The organism is Providencia sp. PROV261, from assembly GCF_028477945.1.
GTDB lineage: Bacteria > Pseudomonadota > Gammaproteobacteria > Enterobacterales > Enterobacteriaceae > Providencia > Providencia stuartii.
The window spans coordinates 263,192-289,154 of the sequence record NZ_JAMPMC010000003.1 but is presented as its reverse complement, the minus strand read 5'-3'; the positions used below and the strand labels follow the sequence as shown (position 1 = coordinate 289,154).

23 protein-coding genes and 3 pseudogenes are annotated in these 25,963 nt (G+C 41.7%); 15 read left to right on the top strand and 11 right to left on the bottom strand.

The window, feature by feature from the left end; genetic code table 11:
- Nucleotides 1-658 precede the first annotated feature (658 nt).
- From tssK to PR675_RS01765, 10 genes and pseudogenes are all read left to right on the top strand, one after another.
- A pseudogene (gene tssK, locus PR675_RS01810) lies at nucleotides 659-1,717 on the top strand (type VI secretion system baseplate subunit TssK); the annotation flags it as partial.
- A gap of 578 nt (nucleotides 1,718-2,295) precedes the next feature.
- Nucleotides 2,296-3,291 (top strand): N-acetylmuramidase family protein, encoded by a 996-nt coding sequence (locus tag PR675_RS01805; protein WP_239686436.1) that lies wholly within the window; start codon nucleotides 2,296-2,298, stop codon nucleotides 3,289-3,291.
- Nucleotides 3,275-3,730 carry a hypothetical protein gene (locus tag PR675_RS01800; protein WP_040132912.1) on the top strand — a complete coding sequence of 152 codons (456 nt, stop codon included), beginning with the start codon at nucleotides 3,275-3,277 and terminating at the stop codon, nucleotides 3,728-3,730. Before PR675_RS01805 ends, PR675_RS01800 begins: the two co-directional genes overlap by 17 nt.
- 657 nt (nucleotides 3,731-4,387) lie before the next feature.
- A complete protein-coding gene (locus PR675_RS01795; protein ID WP_040132913.1) occupies nucleotides 4,388-4,651 on the top strand; it encodes a PAAR domain-containing protein in 264 nt (87 codons plus the stop codon).
- Between the two features lies 1 nt (nucleotide 4,652).
- Nucleotides 4,653-4,808, top strand: a complete 156-nt coding sequence (locus tag PR675_RS01790; RefSeq protein ID WP_004917708.1) for a hypothetical protein — start codon at nucleotides 4,653-4,655, stop codon at nucleotides 4,806-4,808.
- Nucleotides 4,809-4,931: 123 nt separating this feature from the next.
- Complete coding sequence (locus PR675_RS01785; protein WP_060560659.1) at nucleotides 4,932-5,444, top strand: DUF3304 domain-containing protein; 513 nt, start codon at nucleotides 4,932-4,934, stop codon at nucleotides 5,442-5,444.
- Entirely contained in the window at nucleotides 5,437-5,592 is a 156-nt protein-coding gene (locus PR675_RS01780) for a hypothetical protein (RefSeq protein WP_014657747.1), read from the top strand. The genes PR675_RS01785 and PR675_RS01780 overlap by 8 nt, the downstream gene beginning before the upstream one ends.
- Before the next feature lie 9 nt (nucleotides 5,593-5,601).
- Nucleotides 5,602-5,967, top strand: coding sequence for a hypothetical protein (locus PR675_RS01775; protein WP_014657748.1), 366 nt, complete (start codon nucleotides 5,602-5,604; stop codon nucleotides 5,965-5,967).
- A gap of 29 nt (nucleotides 5,968-5,996) precedes the next feature.
- Nucleotides 5,997-7,376: a DUF2235 domain-containing protein gene (locus PR675_RS01770; RefSeq protein WP_081045567.1), complete on the top strand. Its 1,380-nt coding sequence runs from the start codon at nucleotides 5,997-5,999 to the stop codon at nucleotides 7,374-7,376.
- Nucleotides 7,377-7,409: 33 nt separating this feature from the next.
- Nucleotides 7,410-7,895: a hypothetical protein gene (locus PR675_RS01765; protein WP_004917717.1), complete on the top strand. Its 486-nt coding sequence runs from the start codon at nucleotides 7,410-7,412 to the stop codon at nucleotides 7,893-7,895.
- Nucleotides 7,896-8,145: 250 nt separating this feature from the next.
- On the opposite strand, the pseudogene PR675_RS01760 reads toward PR675_RS01765, so the two are convergent.
- Nucleotides 8,146-8,781, bottom strand: a pseudogene (locus PR675_RS01760) (IS3 family transposase); the annotation flags it as partial.
- Between the two features lie 122 nt (nucleotides 8,782-8,903).
- Nucleotides 8,904-9,119 (bottom strand): annotated as a pseudogene (locus tag PR675_RS01755) (transposase domain-containing protein); the annotation flags it as partial.
- Nucleotides 9,120-9,337: 218 nt separating this feature from the next.
- Between PR675_RS01755 and PR675_RS01750 the strand changes: the two are divergent.
- Nucleotides 9,338-10,153, top strand: coding sequence for a sulfite exporter TauE/SafE family protein (locus PR675_RS01750; protein ID WP_014657754.1), 816 nt, complete (start codon nucleotides 9,338-9,340; stop codon nucleotides 10,151-10,153).
- A gap of 149 nt (nucleotides 10,154-10,302) precedes the next feature.
- Nucleotides 10,303-11,970: a glutamine--tRNA ligase gene (gene glnS / locus PR675_RS01745; protein ID WP_014657755.1), complete on the top strand. Its 1,668-nt coding sequence runs from the start codon at nucleotides 10,303-10,305 to the stop codon at nucleotides 11,968-11,970.
- Nucleotides 11,971-12,109: 139 nt separating this feature from the next.
- Here the strand turns inward: glnS and PR675_RS01740 are convergent, their stop codons facing one another.
- The 7 genes from PR675_RS01740 to kdpF all read right to left on the bottom strand — a co-directional run bounded on the left by PR675_RS01740 (nucleotide 12,110) and on the right by kdpF (nucleotide 20,457).
- Complete coding sequence (locus PR675_RS01740) at nucleotides 12,110-12,505, bottom strand: DUF5329 family protein (protein WP_223854703.1); 396 nt, start codon at nucleotides 12,503-12,505, stop codon at nucleotides 12,110-12,112.
- Between the two features lie 84 nt (nucleotides 12,506-12,589).
- A complete protein-coding gene (gene kdpE / locus PR675_RS01735; protein ID WP_004917729.1) occupies nucleotides 12,590-13,273 on the bottom strand; it encodes a two-component system response regulator KdpE in 684 nt (227 codons plus the stop codon).
- Nucleotides 13,245-15,965 (bottom strand): two-component system sensor histidine kinase KdpD, encoded by a 2,721-nt coding sequence (gene kdpD, locus PR675_RS01730; protein ID WP_036943513.1) that lies wholly within the window; start codon nucleotides 15,963-15,965, stop codon nucleotides 13,245-13,247. The genes kdpE and kdpD overlap by 29 nt, the downstream gene beginning before the upstream one ends.
- 8 nt (nucleotides 15,966-15,973) lie before the next feature.
- Nucleotides 15,974-16,567 (bottom strand): potassium-transporting ATPase subunit KdpC, encoded by a 594-nt coding sequence (kdpC, locus tag PR675_RS01725; protein ID WP_014657757.1) that lies wholly within the window; start codon nucleotides 16,565-16,567, stop codon nucleotides 15,974-15,976.
- A gap of 18 nt (nucleotides 16,568-16,585) precedes the next feature.
- A complete protein-coding gene (gene kdpB / locus PR675_RS01720; protein WP_004917733.1) occupies nucleotides 16,586-18,649 on the bottom strand; it encodes a potassium-transporting ATPase subunit KdpB in 2,064 nt (687 codons plus the stop codon).
- A gap of 13 nt (nucleotides 18,650-18,662) precedes the next feature.
- Complete coding sequence (gene kdpA / locus PR675_RS01715) at nucleotides 18,663-20,366, bottom strand: potassium-transporting ATPase subunit KdpA (RefSeq protein ID WP_060560663.1); 1,704 nt, start codon at nucleotides 20,364-20,366, stop codon at nucleotides 18,663-18,665.
- Nucleotide 20,367: 1 nt separating this feature from the next.
- Nucleotides 20,368-20,457, bottom strand: a complete 90-nt coding sequence (gene kdpF / locus PR675_RS20955; RefSeq protein ID WP_071243399.1) for a K(+)-transporting ATPase subunit F — start codon at nucleotides 20,455-20,457, stop codon at nucleotides 20,368-20,370.
- A 410-nt stretch (nucleotides 20,458-20,867) separates the two neighbouring features.
- On the opposite strand from kdpF, the gene PR675_RS01710 reads away from it, so the two are divergent.
- Nucleotides 20,868-21,074, top strand: coding sequence for a YbfA family protein (locus tag PR675_RS01710; protein WP_060560664.1), 207 nt, complete (start codon nucleotides 20,868-20,870; stop codon nucleotides 21,072-21,074).
- 488 nt (nucleotides 21,075-21,562) lie between these two features.
- Nucleotides 21,563-22,306, top strand: coding sequence for a type 2 GTP cyclohydrolase I (locus PR675_RS01705; RefSeq protein ID WP_004917742.1), 744 nt, complete (start codon nucleotides 21,563-21,565; stop codon nucleotides 22,304-22,306).
- A gap of 67 nt (nucleotides 22,307-22,373) precedes the next feature.
- Here PR675_RS01705 and PR675_RS01700 read toward each other — a convergent pair whose 3' ends face one another.
- A complete protein-coding gene (locus PR675_RS01700; RefSeq protein WP_014657759.1) occupies nucleotides 22,374-23,501 on the bottom strand; it encodes a multidrug effflux MFS transporter in 1,128 nt (375 codons plus the stop codon).
- Nucleotides 23,502-23,603: 102 nt separating this feature from the next.
- On the opposite strand from PR675_RS01700, the gene PR675_RS01695 reads away from it, so the two are divergent.
- A complete protein-coding gene (locus PR675_RS01695) occupies nucleotides 23,604-24,368 on the top strand; it encodes an AraC family transcriptional regulator (RefSeq protein ID WP_004917746.1) in 765 nt (254 codons plus the stop codon).
- Nucleotides 24,369-24,439: 71 nt separating this feature from the next.
- Here the strand turns inward: PR675_RS01695 and PR675_RS01690 are convergent, their stop codons facing one another.
- Nucleotides 24,440-25,726: a citrate synthase gene (locus PR675_RS01690; protein WP_004917748.1), complete on the bottom strand. Its 1,287-nt coding sequence runs from the start codon at nucleotides 25,724-25,726 to the stop codon at nucleotides 24,440-24,442.
- Nucleotides 25,727-25,963: the final 237 nt, after the last annotated feature.

Genomic DNA, 25,963 nt, shown 5'->3' with positions numbered 1-25,963 from the left:
TTGGCATAAGAATAATATCCCAACTATTCTTATGCTCTTCACGTGACAATGAGACTACTCATGACAGTCAGCATCGCAGTGACAAACCGGAAAGAAACATTTTTCACACATAAAATAGGTATCAACCATTAAATTTCCTTACGTTACCTTTCTAATTGATAACATACAACACAGCCTTGAATGCGCCAGCATGGCTTCTTAAGTCCGTCTTCACTCCAGATTATTTCATTCTGTTACCTTACAATACATTTTATGTCTAGTTCAGCTAGTGAATAATGCTCACTATGCGTATTTGTGGCTACATAAGAGAAATTGATAAAAATAATTGCTGACTTAATCCTTAATTCCTATAATTTGAGCACTATATTTAGGATATGGACGTTTAGATTCAAGCGGTCCATCAATTGCATTCATCATTTGATGGGCCACGGGTTATTTTTAAGTGCCATTTTTTATTAATTTGGATTGATTTGTCAGGACAGTATTAGCGTATTTTAACCTTATGAGCCTTGGGTGACGGCTAAGGGCGGTAGCGTATCAAAACATCAGAAATGCTTTACTTTCCAAATTTGAGTGAATACATCACCTCGCCGCCGAATTGTTTCGGGAAAATGAATCATAATGCCAATTGCTTTTGCTTAAATAAAAGGATCATCGAATGAAAATTTACCGCCCATTATGGAATGAAGGCGCATTACTCTCTCCGCAACAATTTCAACAGCAAGCGCAATGGGAGGCTTTCACTAACCAAGGTGTTTCCGGTTTATCCTCTCCCTTTAACTGGGGAGTGGAAAAAGTTGAATTGGATGAGTTACTTTTGTCGTCAGGTCGTTTACAAGTTCATCAACTAAGGGCATGGTTGCCGGATGGGACGTTAATAGATACCCAAGTCAGTGATATCACTCCAGAGCCCCGAGAGTTAAATTCCGCCGCGTTATCCCAAACTGACAGTATTGTGCTGGTGCTGGCCTTGCCACTCCTTCAACAAGGGATCATCAATGTTCAGAAAAAAGGGGGCTTTTCTGAACGTTCCCTTCGTTATCAGGAAGAGTGGGTGAATGTGCCGGATGTGTTTGGTCAGGATGATGAATCCATGGCAGTTGCCCGTTTTAATATTGCTGTCCGTTTTCAGCATGAAAATAATGATGCGTGGCAAACGTGTCCTATTGCACGCCTAACTCGTGATGGTCAGGGAGGATGGACAATTGACAGAACATTTATTCCCCCCATGACGCAATTTTCAGCAAGCCGAGAATTACAGGAACGGTTAGCGTTGCTGAATCGCCAAATACGCTCCCGTTGCCAACGACTGATGTCCATGCGCCGTGAGAGCAATGAACGTTTAGCTGATTTTGCCGTCGCTGATGTTTCCTTATTTTGGTTGTTAAACGCCTTAAACTCCCATGCTAATGTTCTCATGAATTATGAAAGCTATCCACAGCGCCACCCTGAAATCATTTGGGCTGAATTGACCCGTTTGGCGGGGAGTTTATTAACCTTTTCGTTAGAGCATGATCTCGCGACCATTCCTGCCTATGTCCATGACGACCTCGAAAATACGTTTCCACCGTTGTTTGACTTGCTCAGTACCAATACTTATGTGACACTACGATTAAGACGTGAAATAAACGCAAGTGATATAGATCGGGACTATTATATTGACGCCCAAGCCATCTGTGAGGACTGGTTGGAAAATATAAATGTAAAATATATCGAAGTGTCAAATGATAAAGCAAAGCTAAAGCTTATTTTAGGTGAAAAAAACTGTAGCTCACTATATTTCATTACTTTATCGAAAGATTTAAATGGCTGGAAAATTGACTCAGTAGAATCTTTTTAAAAGAAAATTTATATAAATAAAGTGGTGAGTTAAATGGTCGATTTAGAAAAATCAATAATCTTATTAAATAGTGAAGCGGATAGAGTCGCATTTGAAAATTTAAGAAGATTCAAAAGTGGATAAAAGTCGAAACGGACAAACAACAGCAAAAATACTATTTTTTACCCGAGCATTTAGGGTATTTTCCAAAACAGATTGATATCAGTGACACAGATAAAGATAAAATCGGCTCACTGATAAAGCGTGTTGAAGAAATTCAAGCCGATGAAACAAAACAAGCGGAATACCAAAATATTACCCAACATGCGCTTTTTCTGTCGCGTTATGATTTAGAGAAAATAGGCTTTAGGACCTTAACCAGTGAAACAAAAACGTTTGATTATTTAAACGGGTACATTCAACCCAAAGCCACTTATATCAGTGCGATATTTGATACTATTTTGGCGGAAGCTAAAGTGTCACCCCGTCCTGAAAAAGGAATTATTGCCCATAATTATCAACGTTTAATCAATAAGATTAAAGGCAGTGCAACGGAGCACTACAATCCTGAAGAATACCGTCGCGCTTTTCATAACCCGATGTTCTCCCACCTCGTGAATAAAGCCATCGTTAAACACCCTAGTGATTGGTATTACAAAAAAAACGATAGTGTATGGCAAAATTTTCTAAACATGCTGAGTGAAGAGGCTCCCTTATGGCGTTCTTACAGCGAAGAGTTTCTCGATAGTATGGTTTGGATGCAGGATGTGACTAACGAAAAAATTGGTCCTGAAGTGTGGCATATGCATCCGCTGGTGTTTTTAGCACCTTTCCTAATGCAAAATTATCCTGTAACTCCAATTGAAAATACATTGACACCTTTAGAGTTTTTACATTTCTATAATGGCGATATTATTGATGACAATGATTACTTAGCTGCGGCTGAAATTTTGGAGTGTGAAGTCGCTGCAATCAAAGCGGTAGCAATGACAGAAACTGGAAGTTATGGCAGCTACTTTAAATTTCAAAATGACGATGATTACGTTCCTACAATCTTATTTGAAAGGCACCACTTTAGAAAATATACAGCAGGTAGATTTGATCAGTACGCAGATATCTCTAATGGCAAAGCTGGTGGCTATGGTGGTATATCAACACAATATTCTAAATTATTAAAAGCATATAATTTGGATAAAACTGCCGCTTTGAAATCAGCATCATGGGGAAAATTCCAAATATTGGGTTCAAATTATTCATCAGCGGGTTATTCAACACCGGAAGATTTTGTTTTTGCTATGTCTGAATCAGAAAAAAACCAATTAAATGCATTTGTTAATTTCATAAAATCAAATAATAAATTACTTAAATCAATAAGAGAGAAGGATTGGTTGACTTTTGCAAAAACATATAATGGCCCTTTGCAAAAAGGATATGATAAAAAAATGGAGAAAAATTATGAGATTTTTAAATGAACTTAAAGAAATAATTTTCATTACACTTATATCTTCAAACGCTTTTGCAAGTAATCAGATGTTTTTTCATTGCACCACGAAGGATGGTGTAATTAGTGTGTATTCAATTGATGATGAACTAATGCTGACAATGAAAAAAAATGATTCCATTGTCATTAACTACTCTTCAAGCTTATCAAAAAATAGCAATTTTAAGTACAGTTATTACTCTAGATTTAACACTGAATACTATAGGGTTACTTATTCAAGTGGTGATGCTAATTATTCATTATATAAAAATATTGAAGGTGAAAATAATGACGGCGGCCTGCAAGTCACACATTTAACGAATAATAAAGAATATCAATATGAATGTATTAAAACACAGACTGATAAACTTGATGATTTACTCAACATCCTTGAGTGTGATAAAGGAAGTGCTCTAGGTTGCATAGATTAATTCATTAATATTACAGAGTAATAAAGAAAAAGTCGAATAATCATGATGAGCAATGCTATATACCATCACCAAAATTTACGCTAATAAAAAAGATTATATGATGATTGTTGATGAAAGTTAAATTATAACCAAGGAGTAATTGAAATTGTCTAATTAAGTGTGGAGGTGGAATACTTTTGATTTATTGTTAAAAAATTTTTCTGATTATTTTTATATTAAATTTCCATTACAAGCTTTCGCTAATAATCATAATGTTGAAACAAAGCAACTTCAATCAAAGAATGCAACATTTTCATCCTATTGCCGACAGTTAGACGAAGGAAAGGAATATGACGGTACTTTAGAATATACCTATTATTTTCCTAGCCAAACCCTATCACAAGCTTATAACACATTAATAAACCTCGATGATTATCGACATGCTAGACTTAAAAATAAATTGCCCACTAAAAATCTAAGCTATCTAAATCGAGAGTAAAACGAAAGGCGATGAAACCTTTGATTATCAATGGATGACTGATAAGAGAGTTAAAATAGTTGCGGAAAAAGAGATGGAGTCATCAACCTATTTATTTGAAGAAATGAAGATACAAACGCACTTATTACTTATTGAAGAAACGGGCTATTAACCAGCTGAAATCTTAAAGGACTAAAACCATGCAACAAATTATTCGTAAAGGCGATAAAACCACCCACGGTGGCACCGTGCTGACAGGCTTTGATACCATGAAATTCGGGGGCATTGGGGTGGCACGTAAAGGCGATCAGGTTTCTTGCCCAAAAAAAGGACACGGTCCGACCACCATCATTGAAGGTAATCCTAACTACCTCGATAACGGTATCCCTGTCGCTTTTCAGGGGCATAAATGCGGTTGTGGCTGTACCTTAATCAGCTCCTTTTCGCCCGCCAAGGTAGGCTGACATGCCTGTTTGGCTCAATACCATTCCGCCTGCTGCCGCAAAAGTGCCACGTCCCAATACGCGTCGCTGGTTAGTGGTGTTATTGATTATCTTGTTTATGGGGTTTGCGCTGACTTTATGGTTTTGGACAAAAGACAGAACGGGGTTTATTTTTTGATGGAGCTGGGCGAGTAAGGGTTTTCACTGAATGAAAAAGCAAATATTTATTATTTAGCTCAATATGAAATTATTGATTTAACTAACAAGCATATTGCAATAAAATTAAATATAGGAGAAAAACATGACATGGATTCAACAAAATCACGAAAGGCTACTGAGGTTCAAGTTGTATTTATTTGCATTTTTAATTGGGCTATCTGTTTTGTTTGCATCAAAGTCAAGTGTAAATGATGCATTAGATAATAAAGAGGTCGCTTTAGTTACTCATAATTGGCAAAACAGGCCCATTTCATGGTTTAGTTTAAATAACATTATGGGGGGGAATGCACCCGCTTATAAATACAATCCCTATGCCTATGGTTCAGGTGCAATGACATGCTGCGGAATAATAAAAGGAAAAATAGCTGTAATAAAGTGGCGATTAGGTGTCAAAGGTTCACAATATGACGCAGGAATGCGTTCTGAAAATTATCAAATTAAGGTACCATTACCTGAGCGTAAAGAAGGGGACGATACATTACATGTTCATTTTTTACCAGAAAATACAATTAAACTAGAATGGAATAATAAAAACTCATCTTCATATAACCCTTTTAGCTCAAGTAAAGAAATTGAGGGTACACATAATGAATAATGATAAACGAGCTAGTACTGATTCGATCATTGCAGCAACAAACAAAGCAAAGCAAGCACAAGAATGTAAATTGGGGAATTGTTCACGGACTTTACATATAGGCTTATTTTTTGATGGTGTTGGCCGGAACTTAGAAAAAGATAAATAAGATGAAAAATTGAGCAATATAGCAAAACTATATGCAATATATAAAAATAATGATTTCAATACAGAAACCGATACCTATAGTAGAATTTATATTTCCGGTCTAGGGACTCCTTATCAAGCTCTAGCGGGTAAAAAAGCCAGTCAAGTCGCATCGGAAATCTATAGTGATTTTAAAGATGAGGCATTGGATGAAATTATCAGTGCTGAGATTGATGCGTTTAAAGATATTGGCATTGATTCTTTATTTGGGGAAGGTGGTGTTAAAGATATTGAAGAATTATTGTCTCCCAAAGGTCAAATGAAATTGATGGGAGAGACTCTTATCGATTATACAGCCAAAATAAGCAAAAAAGGCATTGAGGAACACCTTTTTTAAGAGATAACGAGTTTATTGCTTATAATTTTGTGACTGGTGTTGAAACGCGGATTAATGATTTAAAAGAGGTCATAAAAAGGGCTTATCAAGAAGCGAAAAATACTGGTGACATTCCACTTCATCGCATATCAGTTTCTGTGTTTGGCTTTGATATGGGCGCGACATTAGCGCGATACTTTATTGGCGTTTTAATTAACCAAATTTGCCAAAAAGATTATGATACGGGTCTCTATTTTTACGGGGGCGTTCACGGTGGTGCTTGGGTGGATATTCTTTTTGTGGGCCTATTCGATTGCTCTCGTGACACGCCTGAAAGTAATGACAATGGACTGGATTATGGGTTGAATGCCCTGACGATAATGGCGAAAAGCAATAAAGTAACGGAAGTTGCGGTTGGTTCATTAATTACTACGGTTGCAGGGCGTAAATATATTGACCATATGACACCGCTGCCTACAATAGTTAAAAAGTCTTTACATTTGATAGCTGCCCATGAAAAACGCAAATGGCGTTGTCTCTATTTAACGGGCAGAAGTGGGGAACATCATCAGGAAGAGCTATTACCCGGTTGCAGTGAGGATATCGGCGGGGGATTAAGAGCCAATGAACAGAAACCTAATGAAGAACTCGCTAAAGTCGCCTTAAATAAAATGCATTTAGCCGCATTTCATGCTGGAGTTCCATTTCCTGAACTCGATGCATTGCGCGAGATGGATTTTGATACGTGGCTTTATTTCCAAGATGAACAAAAGGTGGAAGGAAAAAAGGCAACAGAGTGGGTAGATTATTATCAATCAGGCATTCCATTAAAAAAATTGACATTTACGGCCTTGAATGCTCACCTCGACAGTTATTTTGCGTGGTTAGGCCAGAAGCATTATGAATATAAAAATGAGCTACGAAAATTAGAGGAGCAAGAGAAAGCCGAATTATTATCCGCAGGTTCACATCAAAGTGGTTTTAATATTTCAGCTAAGTCTAGACAAGCTGCGTTCGGTGCTTCTGAAAAAATGGCGTTATTGAAGAAAGATTGGGGGTGGTTATCTGAAGTAGCAAAAATGGCATGGCAAGTCAAAACACGAAAGCTTAGCCCTGTTCCACCTGAAATTTTTGATAAAATATACTGGCCCGCTAAACGTCGGGCACAATACTATATCGACTGTGGCACGGCGGGATATGATAATATGCCATTTCCGATATCATATGTTCCTGTTTCAAATGAGCTCTATAGTTGGTTTGTCCACGATATACAGCGCGCAGAGGGAATAAATTATCACTATTTTTATATTCGTTTAATGGAACCACTCTCTGGGGATTTTCCGCCAGATGAACCTGAAGTAAATACACCTCCAGAGCCACCACTGTATGTTGGTAATGATTTTATATTCACTGGGTGGCCTAAATTTTAAAATTTCACACTCAATCAATATTATAAGGAAGTTATGACTGAAGGAAAAATAGGTACCGCATTTTTATATACTAAAAGAAAGTCACTTTCATTTTTTTGTTATTATATTTTAACTGCAATTTTATTGACATTATCAATTAAGGTGGTTAATTCTTTATTTGTAAGCGCTAATTATCGATACACTCATGAGGCCCTATCAAAAAGTATTGACTTGGATTTGGGGTTTTCTATTTCATTTGCCTATGGTTTGGTTATTCTGATCATTTATGGTCTCGCTTATTGTACTTTTTCATTACTGGAAATCCAGCGATTGCGCAGTATTGGCTATCGGTATCCTATCGCTATCTGTTTCATTATGTTCTTACTGAATAGAGTATCTAATTACTTTTATACACTAGTTGGATTAAATTGGATTTCGATTGTTATCGGTGTTATTTCATTCATTTATTTTATTGTATTGATTTTTCTTTCAGAAAAGGAAATGTATATAAACCAGAAAACCAATGTAACGAAGCCATAGTGTGAATAGTGTGAGTCTGAATCTAAAACCATTGAGGATTTTGGACTCACATAAAAACATTTAGAAGTATTCAAATTATTGTGAATTCTCAATTTTTTTAAATATCACAGTCAAATTTATTTCCTTTTAATGAATTAAGCGTATTCGTTACATTTGCCTGAATAAAATATTGTCCTGATATTCCGAGGTTACGCTTTACGCCAATTCCTTCTTGATAAATATATCCCAACCGCGAATAAGCTTGTGAAGTGACTTGCTTGGCATACGCAACAGGCGGCATATCGTTCAGTGAACTATGTGGGCGAACATGGTTGTAGTGTTCACGCCATAACTCGATTTCGTATCTGGCTTCGTCTAAGGTTCTGAACCCATGAGGGTTCAGACATTTATTTCTGAATTTACCATTCAGGCTTTCCGCAAAGGCGTTTTGCGTGGGGTTTTCTGGCTGGATAAAGCCCAATGTTATACCGGTTTCCTTGCTCCAAAAAAACATCGCTTTGCTGGTAAATTCGGTCCCATTATCGCAGGTAACCTTGTTGGGTTTGCTTCGTTCTTCCATCAATTGGTCCAAGGATCTGGCGACCTGCCTGCCACTGATGGCCACAGAGACTAATTGACCGACCATTTCCCGCGAATAATCATCCACGACATTCAGTACCCGAAAGCACCGACCATTGCTGAGTTGGTCTGAAACAAAGGCTATAGACCAACGTTAATTGGGAGCCGTTGGTACTTCCATGGGCTGCTTTGACTGGGTTAGCTTCTTGCGCTTCTTCGTCCTGACCTGCAAGCCTTCCTCGATGTAGAGGCGATATGTACGTTTACGGTTCTGGACTCGGCCTTCACCTCTGAGCAAACCATGCAGCATCAGATACCCATAGTGGGGATCTGGTATCCGCCATAATGTGCCATCGACAGCCATCAAGGTTAATCCGTTCCAGTGTGATAATGGCAGTTTATCAAGCCAGAGCTGGCTTGTTTTTTCAAATACTTTGCGAACGGCATCTTCCCCTAACCGTTGCCGAGCCTGAACAACGGCACTTGGTGCAACGTAAGGTCGGTTGCTCGGTAAAACAATATCGAGATGAAAAACGAGTTGAGCCATGAAAAGAGAACGAAAAAGAGACATTCGTCAATGAGTTCAGCGGAAAGGAGGTCAGAAAGGGCTGTAAATTCTTTTGGCGAGAAAGCCAGAACAGTCTCGAAAGCTTGGCTAAGTAACATAAAAAATCTGTAATCTTCGGATGATTACGTATTTTTGCAGAACTGTAGGATCATTCAATCCATTATTTAGTTCTTAACTGATCAACATTAAGGCGTAAGCCTCCCTTTTTTATTCCCTTAAATTTGGCGAAATTTCAAAACACATTGTCCGTTATGCGTAAGTTAATCACGGCTCTTCACAATAAGATAACAACGTTATCTTGAATGGAGATGTATTGGTGACTCTACTACTTTGTCTTTTTGGTTTTATTTCTGGGATCACGACGGCACTTTTTGGTTTCGGTGGGGGCTTTATTACGGTTCCTCTACTCTATGCGCTCATTACCTTGGTGTGGGGGCCAGAGAGCGAAGCAAGTGCAGTTGCGATGCAAATTGCCGTCGCAACTTCAACCTGCGTGATGATTTTCTCTGCCTCACTATCAAGTAGGGCGCATTATCGGAAAGGTCATTTAAATTGGAGCATTATTCGCCCGTTTATTATTCCTATCTCTTTAGGCGGTATTTTGGGGGCTTTTATTGCGCTCTCTGTTGATAGTGAATGGATCCGTTGGCTCTTTATTGGCTATCTTGTTATTACGATTTTAGATTGCCTGATAAGACCCGGGTTTATGAAAACACACACTGAGGGCATAACGCCTTCAGGCGGCGGTGTTTTTGCTGATATACCTATTGGTTTAGTCATAGGGGCGGTTGCTGCATTTCTCGGTGTGGGGGGGAGTGTGATGACGGTGCCACTAATGCGACGTCGTGGGGCGACGATGATCCAAGCTGCTGCGTTTGCAAACCCACTAACATTACCGATGGCGATAACAGGAACGTTGACCTACTTTTATTTTGCGTTAACGGAACATGTTCAATTAGGTGCTGGCTTTATTGGGATGGTTTATATCAAGGGGGCATTAATTCTGATTGTGACATCATGGCTAGGAATTCGTTTTGCCAGTTTATTGATGCCATACTTGAGCGATAAGCGCCATGCTCAAAGTTATCCACTGCTCCTTCTTATTGTGTTAAGTGTTATGCTATTAACCTAATGTATTGCTTTAATATCATTGTTTCAGGTGCGAAATACAGGGCAATATGTGTTTAATCAATACATAGTTGATCAAACGGTTGTTTCTTGACAGATTATGGTAGAATATATTTTGCTATTACGCGCTTTTGGCATTGAGGAATGATGACAATGAATGAGGCAGAGACTCGCCCAACAAATTTTATCCGTCAGATCATTGATGAAGATCTGGCGAGCGGGAAACACACTTCGGTGCATACACGTTTCCCACCTGAACCGAATGGCTATTTACACATTGGTCATGCAAAATCAATTTGCCTGAATTTTGGTATAGCGCAGGATTATCAGGGTCAGTGTAACTTACGTTTTGACGACACCAACCCAGTCAAAGAAGATGTTGAATATGTCAACTCGATTCAAGAAGACGTTCAGTGGCTAGGTTTCCAATGGAGCGGTAAGGTTCACTACTCTTCTGATTATTTCGATATTCTATATCAATACGCTATTGAGCTTATCAACAAAGGCTTAGCGTATGTGGATGAACTGAGCCCAGAGCAAATTCGTGAATATCGTGGCACTCTAAAAGAGCCGGGTAAAAATAGCCCTTATCGTGACCGTAGTATTGAAGAGAACTTAGCGCTATTTGAAAAAATGCGTGCGGGTGGCTTTGAAGAAGGTAAAGCTTGCTTACGTGCAAAAATCGATATGGCATCACCTTTTATCGTTATGCGTGATCCCGTTTTGTATCGTATTAAATTTGCAGAGCACCATCAGTCAGGTAATAAATGGTGTATTTACCCAATGTATGACTTCACGCATTGTATTTCCGATGCATTAGAAGGCATTACACATTCACTGTGTACATTGGAATTCCAAGACAACCGCCGTTTATATGATTGGGTGCTTGATAACATCACGATTGACTGCCATCCACGTCAATATGAGTTTTCACGCTTAAACCTTGAATATACGGTCATGTCTAAGCGTAAGTTGAACCAATTAGTGACAGATAAATTAGTTGATGGTTGGGATGACCCGCGTATGCCGACAATTTCGGGTTTGCGTCGCCGTGGTTACACCGCTGCATCTATTCGCGAATTCTGTCAGCGTATTGGCGTGACTAAGCAAGACAATAACGTGGAAATGGCGTCGCTGGAATCATGTATTCGTGATGATCTTAACGAAAACGCGCCGCGTGCGATGGCGGTGATCGATCCTGTACGCCTAGTCATTGAAAATATGCCAGAAGGCGAAGAGATCTTGACCGCACCTAACCATCCAAATAAACCTGAGATGGGAACTCGTGAAGTGCCGTTTAGCAACGAGTTATATATTGATCGCGCAGATTTTCGCGAAGAGGCTAACCGTCAATACAAACGTTTAGTGTTAGGTAAAGAAGTTCGCCTACGTAATGCTTATATTATTAAAGCAGAGCGCGTGGAAAAAGATGCAGAAGGGAACATCACAACGATTTACTGCACCTATGATCCACAAACCCTAAATAAAGACCCTGCCGATGGTCGTAAGGTGAAAGGCGTTATTCATTGGGTTAGCGCAGCGCACGCACTACCTGCTGAAATTCGTTTATATGACCGTTTATTCACCGTACCAAACCCAGCGGCGGAAGAAGATTTCTTATCGGTCATTAACCCAGAATCATTGGTTATTCGACACGGGTTTGTTGAGCCGAGCTTGCGTGAAGCTGCAACAGATAAGCCATATCAGTTTGAACGAGAAGGCTATTTCTGTGCAGATAACCGTTTAAGCAGCGCAGATAAACTGGTGTTTAACCGTACGGTAGGCTTGCGCGATACTTGGGCGAAGATAGAGAAACAATAATTGCCCCCTTGTGTGTGTCGAGTCTATAGGGTTTTCCTATGGCTCGATGCGAGAACACGTTAGGTATAATAAAAAAGCTTCAGGGCTATATTCAGCCACTGAAGCTTTTTTTATGGGAGAATAGCCGATATCACCAAGACTAAGGCTTTTGGGTATCCACTTTTTCTTTTAGTAATTGATGTAAATATTGATTCGCGGAAGTGACTTTCCCTTCGCTGTCTTTGACCTGATACTCTTCACCTGTGATAGAGGATTTGGACGCGACGTTATCAATAAATTGTTCAGTGGTGCTCAAGCGTTTGTGTGTTTTGCTTAACTTTAAGCGTAGATGAGACTCCGCATCGGTTGCACTGTGCTCAGAGCCATTACGGGTAAAGGTTAAATTCTGCTGTTTACCTAGTTCAGTTAACAGTGCTTCTGTGCGCGTGCGTTCTTCAGGGCTTAGTGCCAGTGCTTGTGTGGCCACAAACAGACCTAATAATAAAACGAAAACAGTAGAAAAACGGCGGACTAGATAAGTCATGTTTGATTGCAAAATTTGCTCTCCTTAATTTGATATAAGGAAGATTATAGCGAGTCACTTTACAGCAGCTAGAGGAAATAATCTGAGAATAAGAGGTTATGGCATAAATCGGTAGCCAATCCCCGTTTCCGTTAATAAATGAATAGGGCGAGCGGGATCATTTTCCAGTTTTTGGCGTAAATGCCCCATATAAATACGTAAGTAATGATTATGTTCAACATAATTAGGCCCCCAAACTTGTAACAATAGGTGGCGTTGCGTTAGAACTTTGCCACTGTTTGCTACGAGTTCACTGAGCAAGCGAAACTCAATAGGGGTGAGATGTAACTCTTCATTTTGTTTGGTGACGAGACGATTGATAAAATCAATTGTGACATCACCAAATTGGAATATTGCGTTTTCTTGAGTGACTTTACCGAAGCGACGTAAAGCGACTCTGACCCTTGCAAGTAATTCGCTAACACCAAAAGGTTTAGTCAGGTAATCATCTGCTCCGGCATCTAATGCCGCGACTTTCTGTGACTCCTCTTCGCGAGCGGAGAGAACGATGATCGGGATACTACTCCATTGGCGCAGATCACGGATCAGATCTAAGCCATCACCATCCGGTAAGCCAAGATCCAGTATTAACAGATCAGGTTGGCGAGTTCCCGCTTCAATTAACCCCCGATGACGGTTTTCCGCCTCAAAAACTTTCCAGCCTTCCCCCTCCAAAGCTAATCGGACAAAGCGACGGATCTCTTTTTCATCTTCAATGATCAGTATTTGATGGGGATTCACAATAATTATCTAGCTCTTCAATATCTGGAAGTTGTTTAAAAGGTAGAACAAAGTGGAAGCTAGCTCCACCTTTTTTATTATTTTCGGCCCAAATGTTGCCATCATGCAATTGAATAATGGCTCGACAAATTGCTAACCCAAGGCCTACACCGGGAATAGCCGACTCTTTTTGGGCGCGAGAAAATTTATCGAAAATGATTTTTTCCTGCCCATCAGGGATAGCGTTGCTCGCATCCCAAACTTCAATATGTACTTGATTATCCTCTATTTGAGCACAAATTCCCATCGGGGTATCTTTATCACTGTATTTAGTCGCATTCTCCAGTAAGTTAATTAATACGCGCTCGATTAAATTGCCATCGCAATAGAGCAATAAGTTGGCAGGAATATCAATAGATAGAGGGTGGCTATGCAAGGTGTAATCAAGGGTTCTAACCGCACTGCCTGTGATCTCTTGCAGTGATTGCCACTCAAAATTAGGTTGAATACTGCCGGATTGCAGCCGTGCCATATCTAATAAATTGTTAACTAAACGTGAGGTGCTCAGTATCTGCTGGCGCATTTGATTCACTTGCTCAGTATAAGGAGAATTTTCAGCGCTCAGATTCAAGGTCAAAATTTCCGCCTGGCCAAACAGCACCGTCAAGGGGGTTTTAAGATCATGAGATAATGCGGCTAATAACGAATTTCGTAACTGCTCACGCTCAATATCTAATTTTGCACTTTCCGCTTGCTTTGACAATTGCAAACGCGCTAAAGCGCTAGCAATCAGCCCTGTAAAAGTTTGCAACATGCGCTGCTGTTCAGGGATCAGCAACTGACGGAGATTGTTGGGTTCAATGGCGAGTACAGCCAGTGTTTGATCGGCGGTTGTAATGGGTTGTAATTGATAAGGTACACTTGGTAGGGTATCTGTCCCCGCACCAGCAGGTTGCCGCTTCTCGAAACTCCATTTAGCAATAGCCTGATCAATTTGCATAGGGCTATGACCTTCACATAACAAAGGGGAGAGCTGATTGTTTTCATCTGGTAACAATAAACAGGTTTTTGCTTGAAAGGCATTATTGATAAAGTGATAGCCAGTTTTACCAATATCTTGCTCTGTGAGTGCTCGGCTTAATTCTTTTGTCATTTCATATAGATGACGAGTTCGTTGCTCACGGTAGCGCGCGATCCTCGCTTGATATCGCATACCTGCAGTTAGATTCCCGACCACGACACCAACAATTAGCATGACGGTAAAGGTGACCAAGTACTGCATATCCATAATGGCGAGTGAAAAATGGGGTTGTACAAAAAAGAGGTCAAAGCTAATTACATTGATTAGCGCAGCAAAGATGGATGGGCGACGTCCATAAAAAAGCGCGACTAATACAACACCCAGTAAATACAGCGTAACAAGGTTGGCTTTATCGAGGGCCAGCAAAAAGGTACGTGAAAACAGGGTAATCACCGTACAGATAGCGATAGCCACTAAAAACCCATTAACATCACTCCGCCATTTTTCAGAAAAAGGCTTACGTTCAGGCTCCTTGACCCAATCATTTCTCTCCTCGAGTGCAACAATAACTAAATCAAGATCTGGGCCTAATGCGCCTAAACGTTCAGCAAAGTTTGTATGAGTACCAAAGTCTAGCCAGCGGCGACGCTTCGTGCGCCGACCTACCAATATTTTGCCTAGATTGTGTTCGCGCGCATAGCGTAAAACCGCTTTTTCTTCGTAAGGATCGGATAACGTTGCTGTCTCGGCTCCCAAGTCCTGAGCCAAGCGGAGCGCTTTAAGGATAGCCCTACGGTGCCCTTCAGGAAGGCGATGTAACTTTGGTGTTTCGACATAAATGGCGTGCCAAACAGAGCCTAGTTTTGCCGCTAACCTTGCTGCCGCTCGCACCAGTTTTTCGTTGCCATTATGGTGACCAATACATAACAGTAAACCATCTCGAGTATGCCAAACAGGAACGTGCCCTTTACCATCGCGAAACTCTCGCATTTGGTCATCGACTCGGTCGGCAGTACGGCGTAAAGCCAACTCTCTAAGGGCTATCAAATTACCTTTACGGAAAAAATGTTCGATCGCACGCTCGGCTTGTGCGGGGATATAGACCTTACCTTCTTTTAGGCGCTGGCGGAGATCGTCTGGGGGAAGGTCGACTAAAACGATTTCATCGGCGGCATCGAATATGTGATCGGGAACCGTTTCACGTACGTGGATCCCTGTAATGCTACCCACAATATCATTCAAACTTTCAATATGTTGCACATTGATAGTCGTTAAAACATCAATACCCGCATCAAGAAGCTCTTCAACGTCTTGCCACCGTTTCGGATGGCGGCTACCTGCTGGGTTACTAAATGCCAACTCATCCATCAAAATGATAGCAGGGTGCCTTGCAATAGCAGCATCAATATCAAAAGCACTCATACGACGGCCTCGATGATTTAAGCGGCGCGGCGGTAACTGAGATAAACCATCAAGGAGCGCGGCGGTTTCTTCCCTTTCATGGGTTTCGACGACCCCCACTAAGACATCTAGGCCTTGCGCCCGCAGGCGCTGTGCCTCTTGTAGCATCGCATAAGTTTTTCCGACGCCTGCACAGGCGCCGAAAAATATTTTGAGTTTGCCACGACCACTTTCATTGGCTTTTGCCAGCAATTCATCTGGATTTGGACGTACAGGATCTTGATTGTCCATAACTAACCTCAGTAAGTAGGGAGATTGGCCTGCTGCTTAAACTCATCCAATGCCACGTTCAGTTGCAACACGTTCACAACGGGTTCCCCCATAAAGGCAAGGAGTGGCTTTTCTGTTTGTGCCGCTATCAATGATTCTACTGCTTTTAGTGGGATCTGTCTGTTCTTTGCGATACGCGGTGCTTGATAGAGTGCTGCCGCAACAGAAATTTGCGGATCTAAGCCACTGGCAGAGGCGGTGAGTAGATCGACAGGGATAGCTTGTCCCGCATCTGGATTTTGCATCCTCAACTGTTGACTACGCTGTGCGAAATCTTCGTTTAAAAGTGGGTTACTTATTGCAAGATTACTCCCACTTGAGGCTAACGCATTGTAAGGATAATCAGCCGTCGCTGAAGGTCGGCCGAAAAAATAGCGGTCAGATTGGTAATTTTGACCAATCAAAGTAGATCCAATAACACGCTCTTCTTGCTGGATGAGCGAACCTTGGGCTTGCCAAGGAAATAGAACATTCGCGAGCCCAGTAACCAATAGAGGATAAGCGACACCCGTTATAATCGCCAATAAAATTAATACCACAATGGATGAACGGATCGTGTTCATAATTGATTCCTTATAACCTTATAAACCAAAGAGGCTAATGACCATGTCAATAAGTTTGATGCCAACAAAAGGAACGATCAGACCGCCAAGGCCGTAAATACCAAGGTTGCGTTGTAATAACGATTGTGAACTCATAGGGCGATAATTGACCCCTTTTAATGCCAATGGGATCAGAAACACAATGATCAAGGCATTAAAGATCACCGCCGATAATAATGCGGAAGCTGGTGAATGGAGCTGCATGACGTTGAGGGCATTAAGTTGTGGCCAAGTTACCGCAAAGGCGGCTGGAATAATGGCAAAATATTTGGCAATGTCGTTTGCAATACTAAATGTGGTGAGCGATCCCCGAGTCATCAACATCTGTTTGCCTATGTGCACCACTTCAATCAGTTTGGTTGGGTTTGAATCTAAATCCACCATGTTACCCGCTTCTTTCGCGGCCTGTGTACCAGAGTTCATGGCAACGGCGACATCGGCTTGGGCAAGGGCAGGGGCATCATTGGTGCCGTCGCCTGTCATGGCAACCAAACGGCCTTCCGATTGATATTGTCGAATTAAGGCTAATTTGGCTTCTGGCGTCGCTTCTGCTAAGAAATCATCAACACCCGCTTCTGCAGCGATAGCGGCTGCCGTTAGGTGGTTATCCCCAGTGATCATTACCGTTTTGATCCCCATGCTACGCATTTGAGCAAAACGCTCTTTGATGCCACCTTTTACAATATCTTTTAAGGCAACGACACCAAGAACAGTTTGGTTATCTACGACGACCAATGGAGTTCCCCCTTGATGAGCAACTTGTTCGACTAACTTGTCTGCTTCGAGTGGGAATTTGCCATGATTAGCTTCAACATAACGGCGAATGGCATCGGCTGAACCTTTGCGGATCATCCTGTCACCAACATTGACGCCGCTCATACGGGTCATTGCCGAAAAAGGAACAAAAGTGGCATTTAAGGCGTGAATATCTCTTTCACGTAAATTAAATTTTTGTTTCGCGAGTACTACAATGCTGCGACCTTCAGGTGTTTCATCGGCTAATGATGAGAGTTGAGCTGCGTCAGCTAATTGTTGTTCAGTGACACCTGATAACGGTAAAAAGGCAGAGGCTTGGCGATTACCTAATGTGATTGTGCCTGTTTTATCCAGTAATAGCACATCAACATCCCCAGCAGCTTCAACCGCACGTCCGCTGGTGGCGATGACATTCGCACCTAACATGCGGCTCATCCCTGCAACACCAATAGAGGAGAGTAATCCACCAATGGTGGTTGGGATCAAACAAATTAATAGCGCAATCAGCACTAAAATAGAAACTGCATTGCCAGCACCTGCATATTCTGCTGCAAAGAGAGTAAAAGGATACAGGGTTGCGCAGGCGAGCAAGAAAATAATGGTAAGCGCCGTCAATAGAATAGTCAGTGCGATTTCATTAGGTGTTTTGCGACGTTGCGCTCCCTCAACCATGGAGATCATTCGGTCAAGAAAAGTTTCACCGGGATTAACGGTACACTCAACGATCAGCCAGTCTGACAATACACGGGTGCCCCCCGTCACTGAGGAGAAATCCCCACCAGATTCACGGATCACGGGTGCTGATTCCCCCGTAATTGCACTTTCATCGACGGAGGCACCGCCTTCAAGCACTTCACCGTCACAAGGAATGGTTTCACCCGCACGGATCAAAACGATATCACCTTTGCGTAGCTGGTCTGAATTGACGGTTTCTTGCGGGGCATCCAAGCTAGGGTTAGCAAGACGTACCGCACTGCTGAGTTTCTTAACCCCTTTGAGACTAGCCGCTTGTGCTTTGCTGCGCCCTTCTGCGAGCGCTTCAGCAAAATTAGCAAATAAGACAGTAAACCATAACCATAAGGTTATCATGCCACTAAACCAAGCATCCCCAGTACTATAATGGGTGAGCATCGCTAGCCATAACAGCGTGGTAATAAGACTACCGATATAGACCACAAACATGACGGGGTTTCGCCATTGAGCTTGCGGTGTACATTTTTTTATCGCATCAATAATCGATTGACGAACGAGTTTACGGTCAAAAAGCTGAGTTTTTTTACTGTTCATTTTATTTCCCTCATTATGCTGCTAACCCAATTTGCAAATGTTCTGCTATCGGACCCAGCGCAAGTGCGGGCACGAAAGTTAGAGCACCGATGAGTAAAATGGTTAAAATTAATAAGCCAATAAAAACAGGCCCATACGTCGGTAAACTGGCGGTACTTGCCATTTGAGGTTTTTTCATTGCTAATGAACCCGCGATAGCAAGAACAGGGAAGATGACACCAAAGCGGCCTAAGAACATGGTGATTGCCAGTGCAACATTGTAGAACGGTGTGTTTGCACTAAGCCCTGCAAAAGCACTTCCGTTGTTGTTGGCAGCAGAAGAGAAAGCGTATAGCACTTCACTAAAACCATGAGCACCAGGGTTAAAAATGGCAGCGCGGCCCACATCTGTCATTAAAGCGAGTGTAGTACCGCAAAGTACTAATGTCGGTGTAACTAAAATAGCAATAGCCACCATTTTCATTTCTCTCACTTCAATTTTTTTACCCAAATATTCGGGAGTACGGCCAATCATTAAACCGGCAATAAATACGGCAAGTAAAACAAAGAGCAACATGCCATACAGACCGGAGCCGACGCCACCAAATACCACTTCACCAATCTGCATTAGCCACATTGGCACCATACCGCCTAACGCAGTAAAAGAGTCATGCATGGCATTGACGGCACCGCATGACGCTGCGGTAGTCACAACGGCGTATAATGCTGAGCCAAGGATCCCAAATCGGCTCTCTTTTCCTTCCATATTAATTGAGCTATTTGCCGCAAAATCAGCTAAAAAAGGGTTGCCAACATACTCGGCATAAATCACCGTTGTAGCCGCGATGACAAAAATAATCGCCATGACCCACAACAGGGCATTTCCTTGTTTGTTATCCCCCACGGAGCGGCCAAAGGCAAAACATAAGGCTGTTGGGATCAAAAAGATCGCTAACATCTGTACGAAGTTAGTCAACGCCGTTGGATTCTCAAAGGGATGAGAAGAGTTTGCGGCGAAAAATCCGCCTCCATTTGTGCCCAAGAGTTTTATCGCTTCTTGAGATGCCACAGGCCCCATTGGAATGAGTTGAGCTGAACTATCTAGATTATTGCTTAAGACATAAGGCGAGAAATTCTGGATCACACCTTGGCTAACAAAAAAGAGCGCAAAAATAACCGCTAACGGTAAGAGTAAATAGAGCGTAATACGCGTGAGATCCACCCAAGCATTACCCAGCGTCTTACTGCTGTGGCGTGCAAAAGCACGGATCAGAGCGAACACGACTGCGATGCCTGTTGCTGCGGATAAGAAGTTTTGTACGGTTAATCCAGCCATTTGGCTCAGGTAACTTAAGCTGCTTTCACCACTGTAAGATTGCCAGTTGGTATTGGTTACAAAACTAATTGCAGTATTAAAAGCGAGATCCCAATTCATCCCTTGAAATTTTTGTGGGTTAAGAGGGAGGTTGCCTTGAAATAGCAGCAGAATAAAAAGTAACGCAAAGCCCAATGCGTTAAACAGCAAAATGGCGAATGCGTAACGTGACCAATTCATCTCTGCCATTTCTCGACCTGGCTGTTTTAGCCCACTGAAACGCCAAATGATCGTCTCAGTTTTGGCGATAAAGTGTGGCATATCGCTTTCTATTAATCGGGCAATAAATAGTCCGAGTGGTTTCGCGAGTACAAATAGCACCAGTAAAAAACTGGCAATAAGTAGTAATGCACTTGTGGCCATCTTAGAAATCCTCCGCGTTAAGCAGGGCATAAATGAGATAAACCAGCAGTAAAACAACGAAAACTGCCCCAATAATGGAAAGTAATGACACAGTCGTTTCTCCTTATTATTTCCATAGGAGTAGGGTAAGGATTACGTTGTAAAGAAGCTGATAAAAAGTCAGTTAGGGGTGTAAAAAAAGTATAAAAATCGCGATAAAAAGCGGCAGTGTGACGCTTTGTTAATCGATGTTGTTAATTTATTGTGATCGTTTTGTTGTTTTTATTCATTTTGCTGTTAATTATTGTAATAAACCTACATTTTTTCTCAAAATTGACGATTTTTTTATCTTTTAAGTGGTCAGATCAGTAGTAAAATTACCAATAGAAGAGTATTATTAAGGCAGTTAATTTATCTTTCATACTATCTGTACGATTTTGGTCACTCTTGAATGGGTACTATGTGTAAGTTAGGGGCAAACTAAAATCGGCAAATAATGTGGCTACTGACAGGAGGATATCGATGTCCGCATATCACGAATACTCCCGGAATCAGGTGCTTTTACGCCGCACAGCAGCGTTAACCGCTGGCATACTTGCATTTCCGGTTATGGTTTTTCATCCACAACGCGCAAAGTTTTATAGCTACCTTTATAAAGTGTGGGCTAAAACAAGTGATAAGCCCATTTGGCTTGAGCGCTCAGAAATGACCATGAATACTCATCGCTAATTGGCGGTCCTGCTCCCCGCAACACTAGGTTGTGGGGGGAATATTAATTTCAAATGCTAGATTATTTAACCTGACCTATCTCCACCATTCCCTCTTTTTCTATGCCGATGAGGCGCTCATTAGCGCATCACTTTTCCTTTTTCATGGACCAAAGTATAATGCCAACTATGAAGCGACGGCGCGCCTTTAAATTTCAATTAAGACTCAATAGTCAGTAATGGCATGACATAGCGCACTTTGCAGGGCTTGTTGCTTTTTTCAACCACGCCTCCTTAGCGCTCCAAAATGAAAACCATGAGGCAGGAAAAACGATATCCTGTATACAAAAATGGCTTCATGGCTGATCCTCACGACCATTATGAATATAGTAGGGATCTTACCCTTTAGGGTGGGGAGGATGTCAAAAGCTAGACACTCTAGATAGCTTGTCACAAAACCAACCATTTTTGCTAGAACAGGCAAAACCGATGCAGTAAAAGGACAATATTATGCGTAACTTAGCGTTGGAAGAACTTATTAATAATGAGCTGAAAGTCAGCGAATTCCAAGACTATGCGCCGAACGGTTTACAAGTCGAAGGGCGTTCACATGTACAAAAGATTGTAACGGGAGTCACTGCCTGCCAAGCATTACTTGATAAAGCCGTTGAAATGAATGCGGATGCTGTCATTGTTCATCATGGTTACTTTTGGAAAAATGAACCCGTTGTGATCAAAGGGATGAAAAGAAAGCGTCTAAAAACGCTCCTCGAAAACGATATTAACTTATATGGCTATCATTTGCCTTTAGACGCACATCCTCACTTAGGAAATAATACCCAGTTGGCGCATATCATGGGGGTTAAAATTGATGGTCATATTGAGCCATTAATGCCATTTGGTTACTTTGATCAGCCGATTACGCCTGCTGAATTAACTGAACGACTGGAAACGCACCTTGGGCGTAAAGCACTCCATTGTGGTGATACGGGGAAACAAGAAATTCGCCAAATTGCATGGTGCACAGGGGGTGGACAAGGCTTTATTTTGCAAGCCGCGGAATTTGGTGTAGATGCTTTTGTAACAGGGGAAGTATCTGAGCAGACGATCCACATTGCAAGAGAAATGGGGATCCATTTTTACTCTGCGGGGCATCATGCGACTGAGCGTTATGGGATCAAAGCACTTACTCAGTGGCTGGTAGATAACCACGGGCTAGATGCGGTATTCATTGATATTGATAATCCTGCTTAAGCGTTATTTAAAATAAACATGTGCAGCCCAATCAATATTGGTGCTGCACATAGACAGTGAGTTGAATTTACTGCGTGCGATAGCGAAGGGATGATAGGCTGAGAATAATGCTGCCTATTACCAAAACCCCACCTAAATGTTGGCTCCAGCCTGCCACCATCAAACCTACCGCAAGCCCTATATAATAAAATAGCCCTAAAATGGCACCCGCAGTGCCTTTATTGTCGGAATAGCGGCTAAGTGCATGAGCTAGAATATTAGGGATTGCAATACCATAGCCAATGACGACCCCTATTACAGGCGCGATAAACCACACTGAATGCATTAGGATAAAAACTAGGCAACCACTTATTAGTGAAACAAAGCTTGATAGCTTAACTAATTTTTCTGGTGACCAATTTTTACCCAATAAATGGCGATTTAACGTCGAACCAATTCCTACACCTAACGCTAATAAGATCCCAGTTAGGCCAAATTGTTGTTGAGATAGCCCTAATTGTTCAAAATGAAAGGGCGCCAGTTGGTAATAACTGAATAAATTAATGTTGAAAAATGCTATCAATATCACATTTCTGACAATTTCTTTATCCCTAATCATGGTGAATAAAGTGGTTAAAAATGGGCTGTGTATCACATTTGCTGGTCGAGTTTCTGGAAGTCGATAACAAGACCACAACAATAACCCAATAGCTAAAACCGCTAAGCCAATAAAAACGGCTTGATAACCGCCACTACTGACTAATAATGAACCTGCTAACATACCCATTGCTGGGCTAATGGCTAGAGCGATCCCCATAATAGAGAATACTTTAGATAATTCATGGCCTTGATAACAATCACGCATGGCTGTTTGGGTGCCAATAGAGCCTACAGCTGCACCAAAAGCGGATAACATGCGCATAAGCAATAATAAATAAAAATGCGTTACAAATAAGGCTCCAATCGAGGCAACTCCATACAATAAAAGCCCTGCAAGTATTGTTGGACGGCGGCCTAGTGTGTCACACATTCTTCCCCAAAATACGACGCCGAATGCAAATGCAAAGAAATAGAGTGAAAGCGTCTGTGAAGCTTGTTCTGCATTAACATGGAAAGCGATAGCAATCCCCGTTAATGCTGGGCTGTATATGGTTTCAACGATTTGTGGAAACATCATTAAGGCAACAGCCAGCCATAATGAAAGAGGGCGTTTCATATTAATAATCCTATATCTGTCACTGATGGCGAGCAGTTTAGTTGTATTTTTACTGTCTTATTACAATAATAAAGACAATAGATATCAAAAATAGGACATGTTATGGCATGGCTTAATCAGCAAGATAAGTTTGAGACACATTGGTATCAAGCTCCGATATTAGGGATTGCAGCGGAGATGGGGCAACACGACTCAGGCTTTCATGCTCACGATATGGGGCAATTACTGTTTACGCAGCAAGGTTGTATCCGTATTTCATTGGAAAACCGCTTATCATTACTTCCTCCTGGCAGAGTGGCTTGGATCCCCGCACAGGTTGTTCATCGTGCGCAAATGCGGGCGTCTGTTGGCTATCGCTCCGTTTATCTAAGCCAACAGTTTGCTCAGCAAATAGGTAGTGAAGTCATGGTGTTAACGGTAACACCGCTATTGAGAGAGCTTCTTGAACGTATTGCTATTGCACCTTTTGATAGCCAGTGGCAAACAGGGCGGTTAGCCAATTTATTACCTGTGTTTATCGATGAATTGCAAAATGCGAGTAAAGAGCCGATGTTTATCGCTATACCGCAAGATCGCAGACTGAAACATGTCAATATGGAGCAGCTTCCTCCACCATTAGTCGCGCTGGCCCAAACCGTTGGAGCAAGTGAAAAAACGATTACACGTATTTTTTTGCGTGAAACAGGCATGAGTTATCAGGTTTGGCGCCAACAATGGCGTTTTATAAAGGCTGTAGAGCTTCTTGCTCAAGGGAAGCCCTACCATTTTATCACTCAAGAATTAGGGCTAACGAGTGATAGCGCATTTATTAGTTTTTTTAAAAAAATGAGTGGTGTTACACCAAAAGAATACCAATCAACTAGCTAAATCATGCGATAGAAAAGCCCCGATTTTCGGGGCTTTGGTATGTAGGGAATCGAATCGTTTTAGTGAGAATATTATTTTTTTGATAGGTTAGAGTTAAACTCACGTTTCCCGTAGCCAGTATATAGCTGGCGAGGACGTGCGATTTTCAGACCATCATCATGCATTTCGTTCCAGTGTGCAATCCAGCCGATAGTCCGTGCAATAGCAAAGATCACGGTGAACATAGATGATGGAATACCCATTGCTTTCAGGATGATACCTGAATAGAAGTCAACGTTAGGATACAGTTTTTTCTCAATGAAGTATGGGTCGTTTAGTGCAATACGCTCCAGTTCCATCGCCACTTCGAGTAGGCTATCGTTCAGGCCAAGCTCATTTAGAACTTCATGGCAGGTTTCACGCATAACAGTCGCGCGTGGGTCATGGTTTTTATAAACACGGTGACCAAAGCCCATCAGACGGAAAGAGTCATTTTTATCTTTCGCACGCTCAATAAATGCTGGAATGTGTTCAACAGTTTGGATCTCTTCCAACATACGTAGACAAGCTTCGTTAGCACCACCATGAGCAGGTCCCCATAGCGAAGCGATACCCGCAGCAATACATGCAAATGGGTTTGCACCGGAAGAGCCAGCAGTACGTACGGTTGACGTTGAAGCGTTTTGTTCGTGGTCGGCGTGTAGGATTAAAATACGATCCATTGCGCGCTCAAGCACTGGGTTAACCACATACTCTTCACATGGTGTAGAGAACATCATGTACAAGAAATTACCTGCATAAGACAGGTCATTACGAGGGTAGACGAAAGGTTGACCGATGGAGTACTTGTAGCACATCGCCGCAACCGTTGGCATCTTAGACAGCAGACGATACGCAGTGATTTCACGGTGGCGAGGGTTGTTAACATCCAGCGCATCGTGATAGAAGGCTGCTAGCGCACCTGTCACACCACACAATACTGCCATAGGGTGTGAGTCGCGGCGGAAGCCTGTAAGCATACGGGTAATTTGCTCATGGATCATGGTATGGCGAGTTACCGTATTCTTAAAGGTATTGTATTGTTCTTGCGTTGGCGCTTCGCCGTATAACAGGATGTAGCAAACCTCTAAGTAAGAGGCTTCGGTTGCCAATTGGTCAATTGGAAAACCGCGGTGCAGCAGAATGCCTTTATCACCATCAATGTAAGTGATTTTTGATTCACATGAAGCAGTAGAGGTAAATCCAGGGTCGTAGGTGAAATACCCTTTTGAACCTAAAGTTCGGACATCGATAACGTCTTGACCGAGAGTTGGGGTTAGAATGTCTAGTTCAATTGTACTTGCACTCTCAGTCGTTAGCTTAGCTTTGTTATCAGCCATTTACGGTCTCCTTAGCGCTTGATAATCAACACCCAACAACCAGAACTCAGCGTTATACTGCGTCTTTACACATTGTTCTACCGGTGTGTTGTGGAAATCAGCTAGCTATCACATTAAATCCTGAAATCTGACTACCGATGACAATGTCTTTTAGGTTGTTTACGAGTGTGTAGATGTTATGTTCTTTTTGTTGTTTTCCCTACAATATCATTATTTTTAGTAAGGGAAACTAGTTTC

Coding starts and splice junctions, on each gene's coding strand:
- PR675_RS01695 (WP_004917746.1), top strand. CDS start 23,604: ATGGCATGGCTTAATCAGCAAGATAAGTTTGAGACACATTGGTATCAA.
- PR675_RS01710 (WP_060560664.1), top strand. CDS start 20,868: ATGTCCGCATATCACGAATACTCCCGGAATCAGGTGCTTTTACGCCGC.
- kdpB (WP_004917733.1), bottom strand. CDS start 18,649: ATGAACAGTAAAAAAACTCAGCTTTTTGACCGTAAACTCGTTCGTCAA.
- kdpC (WP_014657757.1), bottom strand. CDS start 16,567: ATGAACACGATCCGTTCATCCATTGTGGTATTAATTTTATTGGCGATT.
- kdpA (WP_060560663.1), bottom strand. CDS start 20,366: ATGGCCACAAGTGCATTACTACTTATTGCCAGTTTTTTACTGGTGCTA.
- PR675_RS01785 (WP_060560659.1), top strand. CDS start 4,932: ATGACATGGATTCAACAAAATCACGAAAGGCTACTGAGGTTCAAGTTG.
- PR675_RS01800 (WP_040132912.1), top strand. CDS start 3,275: ATGAGATTTTTAAATGAACTTAAAGAAATAATTTTCATTACACTTATA.
- PR675_RS01790 (WP_004917708.1), top strand. CDS start 4,653: ATGCCTGTTTGGCTCAATACCATTCCGCCTGCTGCCGCAAAAGTGCCA.
- PR675_RS01690 (WP_004917748.1), bottom strand. CDS start 25,726: ATGGCTGATAACAAAGCTAAGCTAACGACTGAGAGTGCAAGTACAATT.
- glnS (WP_014657755.1), top strand. CDS start 10,303: ATGAATGAGGCAGAGACTCGCCCAACAAATTTTATCCGTCAGATCATT.
- PR675_RS01705 (WP_004917742.1), top strand. CDS start 21,563: ATGCGTAACTTAGCGTTGGAAGAACTTATTAATAATGAGCTGAAAGTC.
- PR675_RS01780 (WP_014657747.1), top strand. CDS start 5,437: ATGAATAATGATAAACGAGCTAGTACTGATTCGATCATTGCAGCAACA.
- PR675_RS01765 (WP_004917717.1), top strand. CDS start 7,410: ATGACTGAAGGAAAAATAGGTACCGCATTTTTATATACTAAAAGAAAG.
- kdpD (WP_036943513.1), bottom strand. CDS start 15,965: ATGGACAATCAAGATCCTGTACGTCCAAATCCAGATGAATTGCTGGCA.
- PR675_RS01795 (WP_040132913.1), top strand. CDS start 4,388: ATGCAACAAATTATTCGTAAAGGCGATAAAACCACCCACGGTGGCACC.
- PR675_RS01700 (WP_014657759.1), bottom strand. CDS start 23,501: ATGAAACGCCCTCTTTCATTATGGCTGGCTGTTGCCTTAATGATGTTT.